Genomic DNA, 17322 nt, shown 5'->3' on the forward strand with positions numbered 1-17322 from the left:
CCGGCGCAGGCTACCGGCGGCCGGAACCGGGTCCGAAGTGGGTAGAACTGTGGCCGTGAGCACCGACGCGGCAGAGCTGTCCTCCATCCAGGGCACCCTCGAGGAGCTCAGCCAGCGCGTCGCCGCCATCGCCGACCGGCGCGACAGCGACCCGGACGACCCGATCTCCCCCGGCCTGTTCGAGGTCGAGCGGTCGCTGCGCAACGCCGTGCGCCGCCTCGACCGCCTCCGCGGCAGCCTCTAACGCCCAAGACCGAGTCTCGGGCGCGGGTCAGGGGCCGAACACCGTGGTGTCCGGCCCCGTGACGCGGCGACGGCGCCCGGGTGGGAGTGGGCGCCGTCGCTGGCGTTGCCGGGCGGCGGATCCCGTGCAACGCGTCAGTTCCAGGTGGCGGGAACCTGGACTGAGGGAAACGCTACATGATCCACACGGCCTACGCGACACCACCGCGGGATTTTTTCGGCTTGTGCGGTGACGTGGGCAGATCAGCCATCCCGAAGGACGGGCAGAACCACGCGAGCGGGCATTCCGGGCACGCAGGGCGGCGGGCGAAGCAGGTCCGGCGGCCGTGGAGGATGAGCCGCAGGCTGAACAGCCCGCGCTCGGCGGCGGGCACCATGGCGCCGAGCTCGTGCTCGACCTTGACCGGATCGGTCTCCTCGGTGAGGCCGAGGCGGATGGCCACCCGTCCGACGTGGGTGTCCACCGGCAGGCCGGGCTCGTCGAGGGCCACCGAGCGGATCACGTTGGCCGTCTTGCGCCCGACGCCGGGGAGCGCCACGAGGTCGCTGATGCGGTGGGGCACCTCACCCCCGTGGTGCTCGAGGAGCCGGGCCGACATGCCGAGCAGCGACTTGGCCTTCTGGCGGAAGAACCCGGTTGGGTGGATGACCTGCTCCAGCTCCTCGGGGTCGGCGCCGGCGAGGGACTCGGGATCGGGCCAGCGGGCGAAGACCTCCGGGGTGGTCATGTTCACGCGCTCGTCGGTGCACTGGGCCGACAGGATCGTGGCCACGAGCAGCTCGAAGGGGTCGCGGTGGTCGAGCTCGCACAGCTCGACCGCGGTGCCCGGGTAGGCCTCGGCCAGGGCCTCGTGGGCGGCCCGACCACGTCCCGCCGGCGTGCGGGGTCGCCGGCGGCCCGGCGGTGGTGGGGGGTTCTGCACGCGGGCGGCCATGGTCGGAGGCTACCGACGGCCCTCGGTAGCCTCGGCCGCCCATGGCCGAGCTCCAGATCAAGCACCACCTCGACGACGTCGACGTCCGCGAGGTGGAGCACCTGATCGAGCGGGTCTACCTCGCCGACGGCCACCGTCCCATCGACGAGCACCGCTGGGTCGACGCCGCGCACGGTGGCCGCTCCGAGTTCGCCGGCCTGGTGCTCACCGAGGAGGGCCACGACCACCTGGTCGCCTACTCCCAGGTCACCCGCGGCGAGCAGTCCTGGGCCATCGACCTGGTCATCGACCCCCACCACCGCTACGACGCCCTCATCATCGCCCCCCGCCTGCTGGGCGCCGCGGTCGACCTGATCGCCGAGGAGGGCGGCGGCCACGTCCACTACTGGGTGTACGAGCCCAACGAGGCCCACAACCGAATCGCCAACCTGGTCGGCCTGGCGCCGGGTCGGGACCTGTGGCAGATGCGGGTGCCCCTCCCCCTCGACGAGACGACGGACCTGGTGACCCGCCCGTTCGTGCCCGGGCGGGACGAGGAGGCGTGGCTGGCGGTGAACAACGCCGCGTTCGCGTGGCACCCGGAGCAGGGGGGCTGGACCCTCGACGACGTGCGCCAGCGCGAGGCCGAGCCGTGGTTCGACCCCGAGGGCTTCCTGCTCCACGAGCGCGACGGCCGACTGGCCGGGTTCTGCTGGACCAAGGTCCACGAGGAGCCGCCGGTCGGGGAGATCTACGTGATCGCCGTCCACCCCGACTTCGCCGGGCAGGGGCTCGGGCGGGCCCTCACCGTCGCCGGCCTCGCCCACCTCGCCGGCTCGACCGACACCGGCATGCTCTACGTCGACGCCGACAACGCCCCGGCGGTGAAGCTCTACGAGGACCTCGGCTTCACCGTGCACTCCACCAACCGAGCCTTCGTCGGAGATGTGAAGCCGGCCTGAGTTCGGTCCATCCGCTGGAAACTGGCAGCGGCCACGGAACACGAAGCCCGTGCGTTCCGTGGCCGCGTCCAGTTTCGTCGTGGGTTGCGTCCCCCGACGTCAGACGTTGACGCCGACGAGGCTGCCGATCGTGTAGGTGAGGGCGGCGGGCACCGCCGTGAAGGCGAGCTGGCGGCCGGCGACGCGCCAGGCCGGGCGCTCGGTGAAGCGGGCGATGACCACGCCGATGACGACGGCCGCGATGAGGGCGGCGACCAGGGACGCGACGGTGGCGGCGACGCCCGAGGTGATGAACCAGGGGACGAGCGGGATGACCGCGCCGGCGCAGAACGCGGCGAAGGACGAGACGGCGGCGCCCGTGGGTGAGCCGAGCTCGTCGGGGTCGATGCCGAGCTCCTCCCGGGCGTGGGTGCGCACGGCCAGCTCCTCGTCGGCCATGACCGACTCGGCCAGGGCGCGGGCGGCGGCCGGGGCCACGCCACGGGACTGGTACAGCTGGTCCAGCTCGGCGGTCTCGACGTGGGGGTTGCGGCGGATCTCGATGCGCTCGAGGGTGACCTCGCGCTCGAACAGCTCGGCCTGGACCCGCATCGAGTTGTACTCCCCGGCCGCCATGGAGATGGCGCCGGCGACGAGGCCGGCCAGGCCGGCGACCCGAACGACGGCGGGAGCCGGGTCGGCGCCGGCCACGCCGAGGATCAGGCCGACGTTGGAGACGAGGCCGTCGCTCACCCCGAACACCGCGGCCCGGGCGGCCCCGCCCCGCACATCGCGGTGGTGGTGCTCCTCGACCGGGGGTTCGGGACGGACCCCGTCGGGATCGCTGGTGAGAGGGTCGACCACGGGACCAGGCTACGGCGTCGTCCCCCCGGGTGGCCGCCCATGCCACGCGCCGTACGCTGGTCGACCGTGCCCACCCGCTACGACCTCGATCGCGAGGCCTTCGCCGACCTCCTCTCGGGTGAGCCGCGCTACCGCGTCGACCAGGTGTGGCAGGGCCTCTACGAGCACCACACCGACCCGGCCGACATCACGAACCTGCCCAAGGCGCTGCGTGCCCGCCTCGCCGACGAGCTGCCGCTCGCGCTCGAACCGGCGGCCGAGTCCGTCAGCGACGACGGTGACACGGTCAAGTGGCTGTGGCGCCTCGCCGACGGTGCCGCTGTCGAGACCGTGCTCATGCACTACCCCGACCGCTCCACGGTGTGCGTGTCGAGCCAGGCGGGCTGCGCCATGGCCTGCAGCTTCTGCGCCACCGGCCAGGCCGGCTTCGAACGCCACATGACCGTCGGCGAGATCGTCGAGCAGGTCGTCATCGCCGCCCGCGTCGCCAAGCCCCGCCGCCTGTCCAACGTCGTGTTCATGGGCATGGGCGAACCGCTCGCCAACTACGACGCGACCTGGGGGGCGGTGGAGCGCATCCACGGGGCGCTCGGCCTGTCCGCCCGCCACATCACGGTGTCCACCGTGGGCGTGGTGCCGGGCATCGAGCGGATCACCCAGGAGTCGCTGCCCGTGAACCTGGCCGTGTCCCTGCACGCCGCCAACGACGAGCTGCGCGACGAGCTGGTGCCGATCAACCGCCGGTACCCCATCGCCCGGCTCCTCGAGGCCTGCCGCCGCTACGTCGACACGACCCACCGTCGCCTCTCGTTCGAGTGGGCGCTCATCGACGGCGTGAACGACCGGGAGCAGGACGCCCAGGAGCTGGCGGTCGCGGCCCGGGCCGTGCGCGCCCACGTCAACCTCATCCCCCTGAACCCGACGCCCGGCTACGCCGTGCGGGGCACGCCGCCGGCGCGGGTGCGCGAGTTCCGGGACCGCCTCGAGGAGCTCGGTGTGAACGCCACCGTCCGGCGCAACCGCGGCACCGAGATCGACGCGGCGTGCGGCCAGCTCCGGGCCAACCACGAGGCCACCCCCGTCCGGGCCCCCCGCCGCCGCACCCGCACCTCCACCTCCACCTCCACCTCCTGAGCGTTCTGGCCTACGCATTCCCGCGCATGCGGGGGAATCGGTAGGCCAGAACGAGTCAGTGGCGGTGGTCGTGGTCGAGGCGCATGGAGACGTCGCGGCGGACGAGCACGGTGGTGCCGGCGTCGGTGCGGATCGCCCGGACGAGGTGCTCCCGCTCCCGCACCCGCGCTCCCGGCCACACCACCGACTCCTCGATGGCGCCCTCCACCACCGCGCCCTTGCCCACCACGCTGCCGCCCGCCGATGCCAGGTTGGCGCGCAGGTAGTCGACGGCGTCGGCGCAGTCGACGAAGGGGCCGTGGTGGTGCACCGTCTCGATCCGGCCCTCCTCGAGCGCCTGGCGCCAGCACACCTCCCACAGCCCCGACGGGGTGACGGGCAGGCGCTCCACGACGTCCCACGGCATCAGCGACGCCGCCACCGCGGCGCGGGGACCGAAGGGCTCGTCGCCGGCGACGAGGATGCGGATGGTCGAGCCGTCCCACCCGTCGACGAGGTGCTCCAGCCCACCCGGGCACCAGGTGTCGCCGTTGACGACCGCGACGGCGCGCCCGTCGAGCCAGCCCCGCAGGTTGGCCACCCCTCCTGCCGTGCCGAGGGCCTCGCCCTGCTCGAGCGACAGGTGCACCCGGTGGTCGAGGTGGCGGATGAGGGCCGGCTGGCTCTCGTGCACGTTGACGGCCACGTCGTCGACGACGGAGGAGAGGCGGCCGATGGCGTGGTCGATCAGGGGGTCGTCGCCGACCGGGCACAGCACCTTGGGGCGCAGCAGCGACAGCGGTCGCAGGCGCTCGCCCGATCCTGCCCCGAGCGCGACACCTGCGAGACTGTCACCCATGGAGACCCGCCGGTGGATCAATCACTCGCTGCCCCAGACGCTCGGTAATGCGGTGCTCCTGTTGTACATCAGCGCCGCCTTCGACGCGGTGCTCGGCGGCTACCTGTTCTCCCCCATCGGCATCGCCATCGTCGCCGGCAAGGCCGCGGCGGGCTTCGGCATCGCCAACGAGAAGAAGTGGGGCTACAACCTCGGCCTGGCCATGGCGTTCCTGCCGTTCGTGCTGCGCTTCCTCGTCGGCGGGTTCAGCCTCGACGCGGTCCTCGGCACCGGCATCATCAGCCTGATGTTCGAGATCCTCCTCATCGCCCTGCTGCTCCACAAGGACTCCAAGGAGCACCAGCGCATCTGGTTCAGCTGACCCCGGTCGGTCCGCCCCACCCCGATTGGGAAGTTGACTGATCGGTCAATAGCGTCCCTGCGACCGATTCCGAGGTGTGCTGCAGGGGGTAGCTGGCAGATGGACTTCAACCTGGCCGATGTCTACGAGGCGGTCGCCGATGCGATCCCCGACAACGACGCCATCATCTGGGGCGATCGCCGCTGGACCTACCGGCAGCTGGACGAGCGTGCCAACGCACTCGCCAACGTCCTGCACGGTGCCGGCCACGGCGCCCGCAGCTCCCGCGAGGGCCTCGGCGGCCACGAGACCCACCAGGACCACCTCGCCATCTACCTGTACAACGGGAACGAGTACCTCGAGTCCATGCTCGGGGCGTTCAAGGCCCGGGTGGCGCCCTTCAACGTGAACTACCGCTACGTCGAGGAGGAGCTGCTCTACCTGCTCGACAACTGCCAGGCGAACGCCATCGTGTTCGACAGCCGCTTCTCGGACACCCTCGCCGCCGTCCTCCCGGAGCTGCCCCAGCTCCGCACGCTGATCCAGGTCGGCGACGGTCCGCTGCTGGACGGCGCCGTCGCCTACGAGGACGTGCTGTCCACCGCGTCGACGCTGGCCCCGTCCGTCGAGCGCTCGCCCGACGACCTCTACATCCTCTGCACCGGCGGCACGACCGGCATGCCCAAGGGCGTCCTGTGGCGCCAGGCCGACATCTTCATGGGCTCGATGGGCGGCCGTGACCTGTCCACCGGCACCGAGAAGGCCTCCCTCGAGGAGATCGTCGACGCGGCCAAGAACAGCGGCGGCGCGAAGGTCCTCCCCGCCCCGCCCTTCATGCACGGCGCCGCCCAGTGGGTCGCGTTCTCCGGCTTCAACGGCGGGTCGAGCATCGTCATCCAGGACGACGTCGTCCGCCTCGACCCGGCCGACGTGTGGCGTGCGGTCGACCGCGAGGGCGTCAACGTGATGCTCATCGTCGGCGACGCCTTCGGTCGTCCCCTGGTCGAGGAGCTGGAGCGGGGCGACCACGACGGTTCGTCCCTGCTCGCCATCGTGTCCGGCGGCGCGCCGCTGAACTCGACCCTGAAGGACCGCTTCCTCGCCGCGCTGCCGTCGGTGATGATCCTCGACGCCGTGGGCGCGTCGGAGACCGGCTCGCAGATGAGCCACGTGTCGGCCGCCGGCGCCAAGTCCTCCACCGGCCGCTTCACCCCCGGCCCGAGCGCGACCGTCGTGTCCGCCGACCTGTCCACCGTGCTCGAGCCGGGGCACGAGGGCGACGGCTGGCTGGCCCAGAAGGGTCGCGTTCCCCTCGGCTACCTGGGCGACGCCGACAAGACCGAGCGCACCTTCCCGGTGATCGACGGCACCCGCTACGCCGTCCCGGGCGACCGGGCCCGCCTCACCGCCGAGGGCGAGATCGAGCTGTTCGGTCGCGACTCGGTCACGATCAACTCGGGCGGCGAGAAGATCTTCGCCGAGGAGGTCGAGCAGGCCCTCGCCCACCACCCCGACGTGTTCGACGTCGTCGTCGCCGGCCGACCCAGCGAGAAGTGGGGCAACGAGGTCATCGCCATCGTCCAGCTTCGCGACGGGGCGACCCCGGACGAGCAGGCCCTGCGGGACGAAGCCGCCACCCACGTCGCTCGCTACAAGCTGCCCAAGGCCTTCGTGTTCGTGGACTCCGTCATGCGCTCGCCCGCCGGCAAGGCCGACTACCGCTGGGCCAAGGAGCAGGCGCTCAACGTCTGAGGCCGATCACCACGACGGTGCCGTCCGCCTCCCGGCGGAACGCGACCTCGTCGGCGAGCGTGCAGATGAGCTCCACGCCGAGCCCGTGCTCGTAGCGGAGCCGCTCCGGGTCCTCCGGGTCGGGCAGCGGGGTCAGCTCGGAGGGATCGAACCCGGGTCCCCGGTCGCGCACCTCGACGCGCACCGACGAGTCGTCGATGTGGCACGAGACCACCACCGGGTCGGCGAGGGCTTCGGGCCGGTGGACCTTCACCGCGTTGCTGCACGCCTCGGTCACGGCGAGGCGCAGGTCGTGGAGCCGGGCCGGCGACAGCGGCGGGTCGAGCACCTCGGCGGCGGCGAGCACCAGATCAACGACGGGCCGGTAGTCGTCACCCGGCGTGAACGACGCCTCGGCGTTGACGCTGCGCTCGCAGCCGGCGAGGTCGTCGATGCGCTGCCGGCAGCTCTCGAGGTCCTGGGTCACCGGCACCGTCACCCCCCTCATCGTCCGGTCAGCGGCTCACCTCGCTCCGTACCCCCACGGTCGGCGGCTAGGCCGGGACGAATGACGCATTCCGGGCCACTTCGGTGGCGATTCCGGACGAAGGGGACAGCGCCGCCGACGCCGGTCCGACCGAGGCCCGAAATTCGCTTGCCCCGACGATCGATGCGCGCTCGGATGACGTCGTCCTGCCCCGCCGAGTGAGAGGAGCGCCCATGCTGCAGCACACGATCCAGCTCGACGCTCCCACCGACGTGGGCAGCACCGGGGGCGCAGACCCCCGCACCGGCGCCGACGCCAGCTGACCGCCGCCCGTCGACCCGACGGTCACCGGAGCGCCGCGCCCACCACCGGTCCGCCTGCCTCGTCGGGCGGATCCTGACCAGACCAGGCGCGCCCGGCGCGCCGACCCCGCACCCCACCCAGAAGGAGGTGAGGACGGTGCGATTCCCCCGACGCTTCCGCGAGGAACGGGCCCACGCCCACCACGCGGACGATGCCAGGAAGCTGCGTGAGCTGCAGCGGGCCTACAGCTACGAGCTGTACCGCAACCCCTCGCTGCCGCTGCGATGAGCAGCCACGACACGGGCCCGGCACCGAGGTGCCGGGCCCGTCCGCGTCCAGTGCCCGACCCGGGCCGCCCGGCACGCCACCTGTGCGTGTGCCGCGGCCCAGAACGGATCGGGGTCACCGGAACGGATCGGGGTCAGCCGAGCCGAGCTCGCACGGCGGCCCAGCCCGGTCGGGCTCGCACGGGTTCGAGGTCGGGCTCGCCTTCGAGCAGGCCGGGTGCGTGGAACCCCTCGTCCAGCGCGGTCGACACCCAGTCCAGGCCACGGTCGGCATCGCCGGCGCGGGCCCACGCACAGGCCGTGTCGAACGCGACCTGGGCGCGCGACGCGCCAGCTGCCCCGTGCACCAGCTCACCGACCGCGGCGGCGTCGCGGTAGCGCTCGGCGTAGTGCAGGTGCGTCTGCAATCCAGCGGCGGCCTCCACGCCGTCGGCGCCGGCGTCGAGGAGCCGCCGGGCGAGCTCCGGGGCGGCGCCGGCATCGGCGACCGTCGACGCCGGGACCAGGTTGGCCGGCCCGGACGGCCGGGCGAGGTAGGCGTCCACCAGGGCGTCGACCCCCTCACCGGCGGCGACCGCCACGGTCGCGGGCACGAAGGGCGAGACCGCCCCGTTCACGCGGGTCAGGACCCGCCGCGCCCCGGGCACGTCGCCCCGGCGCAGGAGGTTCCACGCCATCGACTCCCCCGAGGAGGCGTCGATGCCGCCGGGGATCTCCGGCCCTGGCGCGACCGCCGGACGGGCCGCGGGCGGTCCGGTGGGACGGCCTCCCCGACGCGGCGCCGGACGCTCGCCGCGGGGCCGGGACGGGCCGCCGTCCTGCCCGGGCCGGGCGCCACCGCCGCCGGGGACGGACGGGCCCTCGACGTCGAAGGCCGACGGGGCCCGGACGCCCTGGCGCGCCTTGCGGTACTCGCTGAGGTTGATCAGGACGAGGAAGCCGGCGAAGAACGCGGCGTAGCGGAAGGCATCGGTGTGGGTGTAGGCCCACACGGCCGCCGCGGTGCCGACGACGATGGACACGAGCCGGGCGGGCTGGATGCCGATGAGCTCGGTGAGCACGTTGCCGCCGTCGAGCGGGCGGATCGGCAGCAGGTTGGCGATCGACCACCAGATGTTCACGTAGGCGACGAAGACGATGACGGGCCACAGCCCGAAGACCTGGTCCGACAGGCGGTAGTCGAGCGCCAGGTCCAGTCCGTACGCGCTGTCGCGCAGCAGCAGGGCGGGGATGCCGAGCAGGGCCAGCGCGGCGAACGGTCCGGCCAGGGTGACCACGATGCTGCGGACGCGGTCGAGCTTGCGCTGCGAGAGCGTGAGGCCGCCGAAGCCGTGGAGCACGATGGCCGACGACTGCCCGAACACCTTGAGCGCCACCGCGTGGCCGAGCTCGTGGACGAGCACCGACACGAGGACGACGGCCACCCACATGAGGATCAGCCGGGCGTCACCGAGGTTGTAGGCGAGCAGCACGGCGGCGATCCAGAAGAACGGTTCGACCCGCACCGGGATGCCGAGCACGTGGAAGTGCGCCTTGGCGTTCACCACGCGATGCTACGCAGCACCGGGCCTCACCCCGAGCGCGCTGCGTCCCCGCCCACGTGCGCCCGTATCGTTGCCGTGTGACCACGGACGCTGTCGGAACCGACCCCCTGCCCGACGCCGACCACCTCCCCCAGGGCGAGGAGAAGGCGCGCGCCGTGCGGGCGATGTTCGACACCATCGCCCCCCGCTACGACCTGGTGAACCGGATCATGACGTTCCGGATGGACGTGGGTTGGCGCCGGCGGGCGATCAAGGCGCTGGACCTCGGCGCCCGCTCGGTCGTGCTGGACCTCGCCTGCGGCACCGGCGACATGTGCGTGGACCTGGAGGATGCCGGGCACCGTCCGATCGGCGCCGACCTCTCCTTCGGGATGCTCGCCGCGGCCCGCACCGACGCTCCGCTCGTGCACGGCGACGGCCTCCAGCTCCCGTTCGCCGACGGCTCCATCGACGGCGTCACCTGCGGCTTCGCGCTGCGCAACTTCGTCTCCCTGCCTCCGATGCTCGAGGAGCTGGCCCGCATCCTGCGGCCGGGCGGGCGCATCGCCCTGCTCGACGTGGCCGAGCCGCCGAACCCGGTGATGCGCTGGGGCCACTCGATCTACTTCGGCAAGGTCGTGCCGCTCATCGGTGGGCTGCTCTCGGACAAGTCGGCCTACCGCTACCTGCCGAAGTCCGTCGCCTACCTGCCCGAGGCGCCCGAGCTGCAGCGCATGATCGCCGATTCCGGCTTCGGGGACGTCGAGCGCACGCTGCTGACCGGCGGCATCAGCCAGCTCTACACGGCGACCCGGTCCTGACCGTGGCCCTCGTCGCCCGCACCCGGCGCATCGACGCCGACGTCGACCTGCTCGACGTCGCCGGGGCGAGCGGCGTGGTGTTCGAGAAGGGTGTCGACGGGCTCGCCGGCCGGGGCGAGGCCCTGCGCATCGAGATCCCCCGCCTCGACCTCGAGCAGCTGACGAAGGTGCAGGACGCGCTGGCCGCCATCGAGTCCGACGACGACGTTCGCCGCCCGGGCTCGGGAGCCGTCGCCTTCGCCACGCTGCCCTTCGATCCCGACGCGGCCGCCGCCTTCGTCGTACCCGAGATCATCGTGGGCCGCGCCGCGGACGGCACCCGATGGGTCACCACGGTGGGCGCGACAGGGGAGCTGCCAGAACCGGAGATCGTGGCCGACGTGGTGGCGGAGCCGCGGCCGTCGCGCTACGAGGTCGCCGGCGTCCAGGACGTCGAGGCCTGGATGCAGACCGTCGCCGACGCGACGAAGCGCATCGCTGCCGGCGAGTTCGACAAGGTCGTGCTGGCCCGCGAGGTCCGCGTCACCGCCGATGTCGCCCTGCCCCGGCTCGCACTGCTGCACCGGCTGCGGCGGGCGTTCCCCGGCTGCTTCACCTTCGCCGTGGGCCAGCTGGTCGGTGCATCGCCCGAGCTCCTGGTCTCCCGGGCCGGCGAGACCGTGCGCGCCCACCCGATGGCCGGCACGGCGCCCCGCGGCGGCGACCCCACCACCGACGCCCGCCTCGCCGCCACCCTGCTCGCCTCGAGCAAGGACCGGGCCGAGCACCAGATCACCATCGACATGGTCTGGGAGACGCTGCTCCCGTTCTCGTCCTACGTGGATTCCGAGCCCGAGCCGTCGATCGTGGCCGTGGCCAACGTGCAGCACCTCGCGACCATGGTCGAGGGCCGGCTGTCGCACCCGCCTGCGTCGGTGCTGGAGCTGGTGGCGGTGCTGCACCCGACCCCGGCGGTGGCGGGCTGGCCGGTCGACCCCGCGCTCGCCTACATCGCCGCCGAGGAGGGCATCGACCGGGACCGCTACGCCGGCCCGGTCGGTTGGGTCGACGCCGACGGCAACGGCACGTGGGCGGTCGGCATCCGCTCCGCCATCGTCGAGGGCCCCGTGGCCCGGCTCTACGCCGGCGTGGGCGTGGTCGCCGACTCCGACCCGCAGGCCGAGCTGGCCGAGACGGAGGCCAAGCTGCAGGCCGTGCTGTCCGCCATCGTCCGTCCCTAGCCGTGGCTCGCTTCCGGCGGTGGCTGGGCGCGATCGTCGCGACCTCGGTGGTCCTCGGCGTCGCGCTGACGCTCTGGACCAAGGGCGACGACGCCGTGCTCATCGACGAAGGCGACTCCTTCTGGTACAGCACCGTCGCCGCCAGCACCTCCGATGGGAACTGGTTCGTCGACTCCTTCGGAGGCGGGCCCACCGCCGCGCACCCACCCCTCACCGTCCTCGCGCTCCAGGTGACGTCGCCGATCTCCACCTCGGTCCTCACCCAGCGCCTGACCATGGCGGTGATCGGGGCGCTCGGCGTCGGCGCGGTCGGGCTCCTCGGCCGTGAGGTGGCCGGCGAGCGCGTCGGGCTGATCGCGGCCGGGCTGGCGGTCGTCGTCCCCAGCTTCTGGATCAACCAGTCGCTGGTCATGAGCGAGGCCCTGGCCCTGCCCCTCTACGCCCTGGCGCTGCTCGGCGGCGTCCGGTTGGCACGCACGCCATCCGTCGGTGCGGCGGCGGCGACCGGCGCGGTCATCGGCCTCGCTGCGCTCACCCGTGCCGAGGCTGCCCTCCTGCTGCCGCTGCTGGTCGCACCCGTCGTCCTGCTGCGCCGCTCGAGCGGCTTCGCCGACCGGCTGCGGATCCTGGCTGCCGCCGGGTTGGTCGCTGCGCTCGTCGTCGCACCGTGGTCGCTGTGGAACTCGAGCCGGTTCGAGGACCCGGTGCTCATCTCCACCAACGACGGCGTGACGATCGCGGGAGCCAACTGCCCAACCACCTACTACACCGACCTGATCGGGTCCTGGAGCTTCGACTGCGTCGAGGACCAGCCGGACAGCGGCGTGGACGAGTCGGTCACCTCGAGCCAGCTCCGGGAGACCGGCCTGCGGTACGCGTCGCAGAACCTCGATCGGGTCCCGCTCGTGGTCGTGGCGCGCGTGGCCCGTCCGTTCGGGCTGTGGGCGCCGGGCCAGATGGTGGAGGAGGCCGTCGGCGAGGGCCGGCCGCCACCGGCATCGTGGGCCGCGCTCGTGGCGTTCTGGCTCTCGATCCCCGCGGCCGCCTGGGGAGTCGTGCAGCTGCGCCGCCGTGGGGCGACGTTGTGGCCCTACGCCGCCGCGCTCACCACCGTGGTCATCAGCGCCGGCTTGTTCAACGGCTACCACCGACACCGCCTGCCGGTGGACATCGTCGTCACGGTCCTGGTCGCCGTCGCCGCCGTCGCTGCGCTCGACCGACGGCGCGGGACGACGGATGGGAGCGGCTAGGAGGGCACGACGGGGACGGGCTTGGTGTGACCGTTGCTTGCGGCCCGAGCGCTGCCGAGCACCTGCTCGCGGAAGTCCTGGACGCTGTAGGCCATGAGCTGCAGATCCGAGACGGCCCGAGCCGTGGCCGACCGGGGGAAGCCGAGCAGCGGGCCGAGCTCGCCGAAGTAGTCGTCCGGGCCGAGCGTCGCCAGCTGCTCGACGCCGCCGTCGGCCAGCTGGCGGATGATCTCCACCGTGCCCGACCGGATGACGTAGACGAGCTCGCCGCGTGCGCCCTGCTCGAACACGACCGACCCGGCCGCGAACTCCTCGAGGTGGGGCGGTTGCTCGTCCTCGCGGAACTCCGGCACCAGGTGCACGACCCGGTCGGCGATGGGCACCAGCCGGTCGTCGTGGCTGGACACGACGATGGACCGGCCGTCGGCGCGCAGGTCTCGGAGCAGCGAGATGATGCCCTCGGCCTGGATGTAGTCGAGGTTGGCGGTGGGCTCGTCCGCGAGGAGGACGGCCGGGTCGGCGGCCAAACCCCGAGCGACGGCCACCCGCTGCTGCTGGCCGCCCGAGAGCTTGGACGGCTTGTGCCGGGCGCGATCGGCGAGCCCGACCCGGTCGAGGAGCCGGTCGGCGCGCTCGAGGGCGCGGGACCGCTTCACGCCGGCCATGAGCAGCGGCATCGCCACGTTCTCGCGGGCGTTGAGCGACGGGATCAGATTGAAGGCCTGGAAGACGAAGCCGACGGTCTGCTTGCGGTACTCCGCGAGCGCGGCGCCGCGCAGCGACTCGACGGCCACGCCGCCGACCCGCACCGACCCGGACGTGGGTCGGAGGATGCCGCCCAGCACCGACAGCAGCGACGTCTTGCCGCAACCGGACGGGCCGAGCAGCACGACCAGCTCGCCGGGGGCGGCGTCGAGGTCGAGCCCGTCGATGGGGCGGACGGCGTAGCCGCCGCTGGCGTACTCGATGACGAGGTCCCGGACCTCGACGCTGGAGGCGCTCATGAGCCCGGCCCGGCGAACGCGAGGGCGGGATCGGTGCTGACGGCCTTGCGCAGGCCGACCGCCCCGGCGAGGAGCGACACCAGGACGGCGATGACCGGTATCTGCCAGAAGGCTCGGACAGGCACAGTGACCTCCAAGGGGAAGACGGGGACGAGGGCGATCTGCAGGACGGCGGCGATGAGCGCCGAGGCCAGGGCGGTGAGCGCCCCCTGCAGGGCGATGGACGTGGCCATCTGGCTGGTCGAGCTGCCGACCGCCTTGAGCACCGCCACGTCGCGGCGGCGCTCCAGCGCGGACAGGTACACCATCGTCCCGATGATCATGGCGGCCACGAACCACAGCAGGACGCGGATGATGTTGATCGAGGAGATGGCACCGTCGAGGGGGCGGAGGCCGTCGGTGGCGATGTCGTCGGGTGCGACGAGCGCGAATCCCTCGGGCGCCTGGTCGGGGATGTCGGGGAGCAGCACGGCGGTGGCCAGCGGCTGACCCCGGTACACGAGGTCCTGGGCCGTGCCGATGTCCATGAACACCAGCGGCATGCCGGCGAACATCGTCGTCCGGTCCGTGGTGCCCGACACCAGGTACTGCTCGCCGCCGAGCGCGATCTCCTCGCCCGGTACGACGCCGGCCGAGTCGTCGACCAGGACCTCCCGGTCGTTGGCGGGCAGGGCACCCTCGTCGAGCGGCGGCTCCCCCAGCTCCCCCTGCTGGTAACCGATGATCACGACGTCGGTCTGCTCGCTCGCTCCGGCGATGCTGTGGCGGGCGACCACGACCGGGGCGGCGCCGTCGCCGAGGGCGTCGGCGGTGTCGGCCGGCATGGTCGAGGCGGCGGTGAAGGCGCCGGACACGCCGTCGCGGAGCAGCCACGACTCGGCGCCGAGCGCGTCGACGGTGTCCTCGGGCTCGAGGTGGAACTGCTCGATCAGCCCGGTCATGAGGAACAGCAGGGCGAGCACCACGGCGGTGCCGGCGATGACGGCGGCGAACCGGACGGCGCGGTGCTGGAGGTCGCGGAGGGTGAGCAGGATCACGCCGGCCCACCTCGACCGTGGGGACACGTCCGACAGGACGGCCCCCGCCGATGCGGTGGTCTGGACATAGCTGAGCTCCTTCGGGTCGGTGCTGCGCACCCAGCGGCGGATGATCGGACGGGTCGTTGACTCCGCGCTCGCCGCGATGTGCTCGGCCGCCGAGAAGTCGAGGAGGCCACCGCCGTCCACGGTGACGTCGAGGTAGAGGTCTGCGACGCGGTCGCGCACGACCCGATCGCGGTCGCGGACGGAGGCGATGAGGCTCGAGCGGACGAGCGTGGCGAGCATCGCGGGGGCGGCGTTGCCCCGCCGGCGGTCGAGCAGCGCCCGGAACCCGGAGATCGAGAGCCCGTAGTCCTGGTCCACCGTCGGACCGTCGGCGGGTGCGACGTCGATGGCGAGGACCCGCCCCGTCGCGTTCCGCCGGCGCATCTCGTCGACCGGCACGTTGTCGAGGATCCCGCCGTCGACCAGCAGCTCGCCGTTGCATGGCACCGGCGGGAGCACGCCGGGGATGGCGATGCTCGCTCGGATCGCGTCCACGAGCGGACCGCGGTCGTGGTAGTGGGCACCCGCCGTCGTGAGGTTGGTCGACACGCAGAAGTACGGGATCCACAGGTCGGAGATGTCGGCGTCGCCGAACGTCTTGCGCAGCTTGGCCGTGATGCGCTCGCCCTTCAGCACCGCCACCGAGGGCAGCGTGTAGTCGAAGATCTTGCGGAACTGCTCCACCGCCAGCAGTCGGAGCTCCTCCGCGCTCCAGCCCATGGCCGGACCGGCCGCCATGATCGCCCCGATGCTGGTGCCACCGATCATGTCGATGGGCACCCCCGTGCCCTCGAGGACCACGAGCACGCCGAGGTGCGCGAAGCCCCGAGCGCCGCCGCCGCCGAGCACGATGGAGGTGCCCCGGCCGGCGAGCAGTCGCCCGAGCCGGTCGAAGGTGACGTCGTCGTCGATGCGCAGGTGGTGGTGCGACGACAGCCGCCGGGGTTCGAGCCACCGCGGCGTGCCCGACGGGAGCTCGGTGTCGGCGGGGTGGAGCAGTGCGAGGCTCACCTTCGGGTGCTTCTGCTGCTCGACGAGGCGCCACATCTCCGACTCGAACGCGGTGGGGCGAGGGTCAGCGTCGGCATCGGCCACGACCAGGACGTGGTCGGACCAGCGCAGCGCACGGCGGCTCCACGCGGACCACGAATCGTCGACGCCGTAGACGATGAAGCGGTGGCGCTCCTGCAGCTCCTCCAACCAGTAGGCCAGCCGGACGCTGCCGATCTCGTCGTCGCCGACCTGTGACAACCCTGGGACACCGAGCTGTCGATCCACGTCGGCGCTGGTCACGTAGCAGGCATCGGGCCCGAGCGACGTGGCCAGCCTGCGGGCGAAGTCGTCGACCTCGACGTCCTCGCCACCGGCCACGACGGCCACGGACAGGCGCTGGACGCGCTCGTCCCGCCGGGATGCACGGCGCAGCACGGTCTGCGCGACGACGAGGCCCGCAGCCGGGTAGCGCGTGACGAGGGCGTCGAAGGCCGCGCGGGAGAAGCGCACGAGGTTGCTGTCCCGCACGGCGTAGACGGTGGCGCCGCGCGGCAGCTCCTCGAGCAGAGCCATCTCGCCGGCCATCTCGGCCCGGCCGACCTCGCCGACCTCGACCTCGACCCCATCGGGACCGCGCCGGAACGCGCGCAGCCGGCCGGTGACCACGAGGTAGGCGGCATCGCCATGGTCGCCCTCCTCGAACAGCCGGGTGCCGGCCCGCACGGGCACCCACTCCATGAGGTCCTTGATGGTGGCGAGCACCTCGGCCTCGAGGTGCCCGAAGAGCTGGTTGAGCTGGCCGATGAGCTGGGTCTCGCGCAGGCGCTCGGATGCCCGCCGGGCCAGCGACTCGGCCTCGGCCGGATGCTCGGCGAGCAGGCGTCGGAACCCGGCGTTGCTGATCGCGGCCACCTGGCAGGTCTCCACGGCGCGCACGGTCGCCGAGCGACGGTCGCCGGCGAGCAGCGCGATCTCACCGACGGTCGCGCCGGCTTCGAGGCGGCTCAGGGTCTGCTCGGCCCCACCGGCTCGGATGCAGACCTCGAGCCGACCGGCGAGCAGGAGGTAGAGCTCGTCGGCGACATCTCCCTCGGCCATGAGCACGTCGCCGGCGTCCAGATCGACGTACCGGACGTCGTGCTCGACCGTGGCGAAGGCATCGGCACCGAGGATCCGCGAGAGGTGGCGCTGCGCGAGCAGCGCTGCGCCACTGAGCACGCCATCAGGCGTGACCCTCCCCCCGTTCACATCCGCATCATGACATGGCGCGCGCAGACGGTGACGCCCGATGTGCCACTTTCCTGTCGCGGCGAACTGTGTCATCGTCGCATCGCGGTCCGTCCG

16 protein-coding genes are annotated in these 17322 nt (G+C 72.6%); 9 read left to right on the forward strand and 7 right to left on the reverse strand.

Going from position 1 to position 17322, the window contains the following annotated elements:
* Positions 1-55 precede the first annotated feature (55 nt).
* A complete protein-coding gene (locus RGQ06_RS18455) occupies positions 56-244 on the forward strand; it encodes a hypothetical protein (protein ID WP_432427847.1) in 189 nt (62 codons plus the stop codon).
* Between the two features lie 190 nt (positions 245-434).
* On the opposite strand, the gene nth is transcribed toward RGQ06_RS18455, so the two are convergent.
* Positions 435-1178 carry an endonuclease III gene (gene nth / locus RGQ06_RS18460; protein ID WP_432427848.1) on the reverse strand — a complete coding sequence of 248 codons (744 nt, stop codon included), beginning with the start codon at positions 1176-1178 and terminating at the stop codon, positions 435-437.
* A gap of 41 nt (positions 1179-1219) precedes the next feature.
* Here nth and mshD point away from each other — a divergent pair, with 41 nt between their 5' ends.
* A complete protein-coding gene (gene mshD, locus RGQ06_RS18465; RefSeq protein ID WP_432427849.1) occupies positions 1220-2119 on the forward strand; it encodes a mycothiol synthase in 900 nt (299 codons plus the stop codon).
* Positions 2120-2218: 99 nt separating this feature from the next.
* On the opposite strand, the gene RGQ06_RS18470 is transcribed toward mshD, so the two are convergent.
* Entirely contained in the window at positions 2219-2962 is a 744-nt protein-coding gene (locus RGQ06_RS18470) for a VIT1/CCC1 transporter family protein (protein WP_432427850.1), read from the reverse strand.
* 66 nt (positions 2963-3028) lie between these two features.
* Between RGQ06_RS18470 and rlmN the strand changes: the two genes are divergently transcribed.
* Positions 3029-4096 carry a 23S rRNA (adenine(2503)-C(2))-methyltransferase RlmN gene (gene rlmN, locus RGQ06_RS18475; RefSeq protein ID WP_432427851.1) on the forward strand — a complete coding sequence of 356 codons (1068 nt, stop codon included), beginning with the start codon at positions 3029-3031 and terminating at the stop codon, positions 4094-4096.
* A 55-nt stretch (positions 4097-4151) separates the two neighbouring features.
* On the opposite strand, the gene RGQ06_RS18480 is transcribed toward rlmN, so the two are convergent.
* Complete coding sequence (locus RGQ06_RS18480; protein WP_432427852.1) at positions 4152-4934, reverse strand: nucleotidyltransferase family protein; 783 nt, start codon at positions 4932-4934, stop codon at positions 4152-4154.
* On the opposite strand from RGQ06_RS18480, the gene RGQ06_RS18485 reads away from it, so the two are divergent.
* Positions 4933-5295 (forward strand): hypothetical protein, encoded by a 363-nt coding sequence (locus RGQ06_RS18485; protein WP_432427853.1) that lies wholly within the window; start codon positions 4933-4935, stop codon positions 5293-5295. The two genes, RGQ06_RS18480 and RGQ06_RS18485, sit on opposite strands and share 2 nt — an antisense overlap.
* Before the next feature lie 99 nt (positions 5296-5394).
* Positions 5395-7026 carry an acyl-CoA synthetase gene (locus tag RGQ06_RS18490; RefSeq protein ID WP_432427854.1) on the forward strand — a complete coding sequence of 544 codons (1632 nt, stop codon included), beginning with the start codon at positions 5395-5397 and terminating at the stop codon, positions 7024-7026.
* Here RGQ06_RS18490 and RGQ06_RS18495 read toward each other — a convergent pair.
* Entirely contained in the window at positions 7016-7504 is a 489-nt protein-coding gene (locus tag RGQ06_RS18495) for an ATP-binding protein (protein ID WP_432427855.1), read from the reverse strand. The two genes, RGQ06_RS18490 and RGQ06_RS18495, sit on opposite strands and share 11 nt — an antisense overlap.
* A gap of 447 nt (positions 7505-7951) precedes the next feature.
* Between RGQ06_RS18495 and RGQ06_RS18500 the strand changes: the two genes are divergently transcribed.
* The gene (locus tag RGQ06_RS18500; protein WP_432427856.1) at positions 7952-8083 is read left to right on the forward strand and encodes a hypothetical protein; all 132 of its coding nucleotides are present in this window, start codon (positions 7952-7954) and stop codon (positions 8081-8083) included.
* Positions 8084-8216: 133 nt separating this feature from the next.
* On the opposite strand, the gene RGQ06_RS18505 is transcribed toward RGQ06_RS18500, so the two are convergent.
* Positions 8217-9626, reverse strand: a complete 1410-nt coding sequence (locus RGQ06_RS18505; RefSeq protein WP_432427857.1) for a M50 family metallopeptidase — start codon at positions 9624-9626, stop codon at positions 8217-8219.
* 77 nt (positions 9627-9703) lie between these two features.
* Here RGQ06_RS18505 and RGQ06_RS18510 point away from each other — a divergent pair, with 77 nt between their 5' ends.
* The 3 genes from RGQ06_RS18510 to RGQ06_RS18520 are packed head-to-tail and all read left to right on the forward strand — an operon-like array spanning position 9704 to position 12896.
* Positions 9704-10426: a ubiquinone/menaquinone biosynthesis methyltransferase gene (locus RGQ06_RS18510; RefSeq protein ID WP_432427858.1), complete on the forward strand. Its 723-nt coding sequence runs from the start codon at positions 9704-9706 to the stop codon at positions 10424-10426.
* A gap of 2 nt (positions 10427-10428) precedes the next feature.
* Positions 10429-11646: an isochorismate synthase gene (locus tag RGQ06_RS18515; protein WP_432427859.1), complete on the forward strand. Its 1218-nt coding sequence runs from the start codon at positions 10429-10431 to the stop codon at positions 11644-11646.
* Between the two features lie 2 nt (positions 11647-11648).
* The gene (locus tag RGQ06_RS18520) at positions 11649-12896 is read left to right on the forward strand and encodes a glycosyltransferase family 39 protein (protein ID WP_432427860.1); all 1248 of its coding nucleotides are present in this window, start codon (positions 11649-11651) and stop codon (positions 12894-12896) included.
* Here RGQ06_RS18520 and RGQ06_RS18525 read toward each other — a convergent pair.
* Complete coding sequence (locus tag RGQ06_RS18525) at positions 12893-13900, reverse strand: ATP-binding cassette domain-containing protein (protein ID WP_432427861.1); 1008 nt, start codon at positions 13898-13900, stop codon at positions 12893-12895. The two genes, RGQ06_RS18520 and RGQ06_RS18525, sit on opposite strands and share 4 nt — an antisense overlap.
* Complete coding sequence (locus RGQ06_RS18530; RefSeq protein ID WP_432427862.1) at positions 13897-17196, reverse strand: cyclic nucleotide-binding domain-containing protein; 3300 nt, start codon at positions 17194-17196, stop codon at positions 13897-13899. Before RGQ06_RS18530 ends, RGQ06_RS18525 begins: the two co-directional genes overlap by 4 nt.
* Between the last annotated feature and the right edge of the window lie 126 nt (positions 17197-17322).

Source organism: Salinilacustrithrix flava, from assembly GCF_041228405.1.
Classification (GTDB): domain Bacteria; phylum Actinomycetota; class Acidimicrobiia; order Acidimicrobiales; family Salinilacustritrichaceae; genus Salinilacustrithrix; species Salinilacustrithrix flava.

Bases quoted from the DNA above. Each gene is read 5' to 3' on its own strand.
- nth (WP_432427848.1), bottom strand. From the start codon at position 1,178: ATGGCCGCCCGCGTGCAGAACCCCCCACCACCGCCGGGCCGCCGGCGA.
- RGQ06_RS18490 (WP_432427854.1), top strand. From the start codon at position 5,395: ATGGACTTCAACCTGGCCGATGTCTACGAGGCGGTCGCCGATGCGATC.
- mshD (WP_432427849.1), top strand. From the start codon at position 1,220: ATGGCCGAGCTCCAGATCAAGCACCACCTCGACGACGTCGACGTCCGC.
- RGQ06_RS18525 (WP_432427861.1), bottom strand. From the start codon at position 13,900: ATGAGCGCCTCCAGCGTCGAGGTCCGGGACCTCGTCATCGAGTACGCC.
- RGQ06_RS18480 (WP_432427852.1), bottom strand. From the start codon at position 4,934: ATGGGTGACAGTCTCGCAGGTGTCGCGCTCGGGGCAGGATCGGGCGAG.
- RGQ06_RS18485 (WP_432427853.1), top strand. From the start codon at position 4,933: ATGGAGACCCGCCGGTGGATCAATCACTCGCTGCCCCAGACGCTCGGT.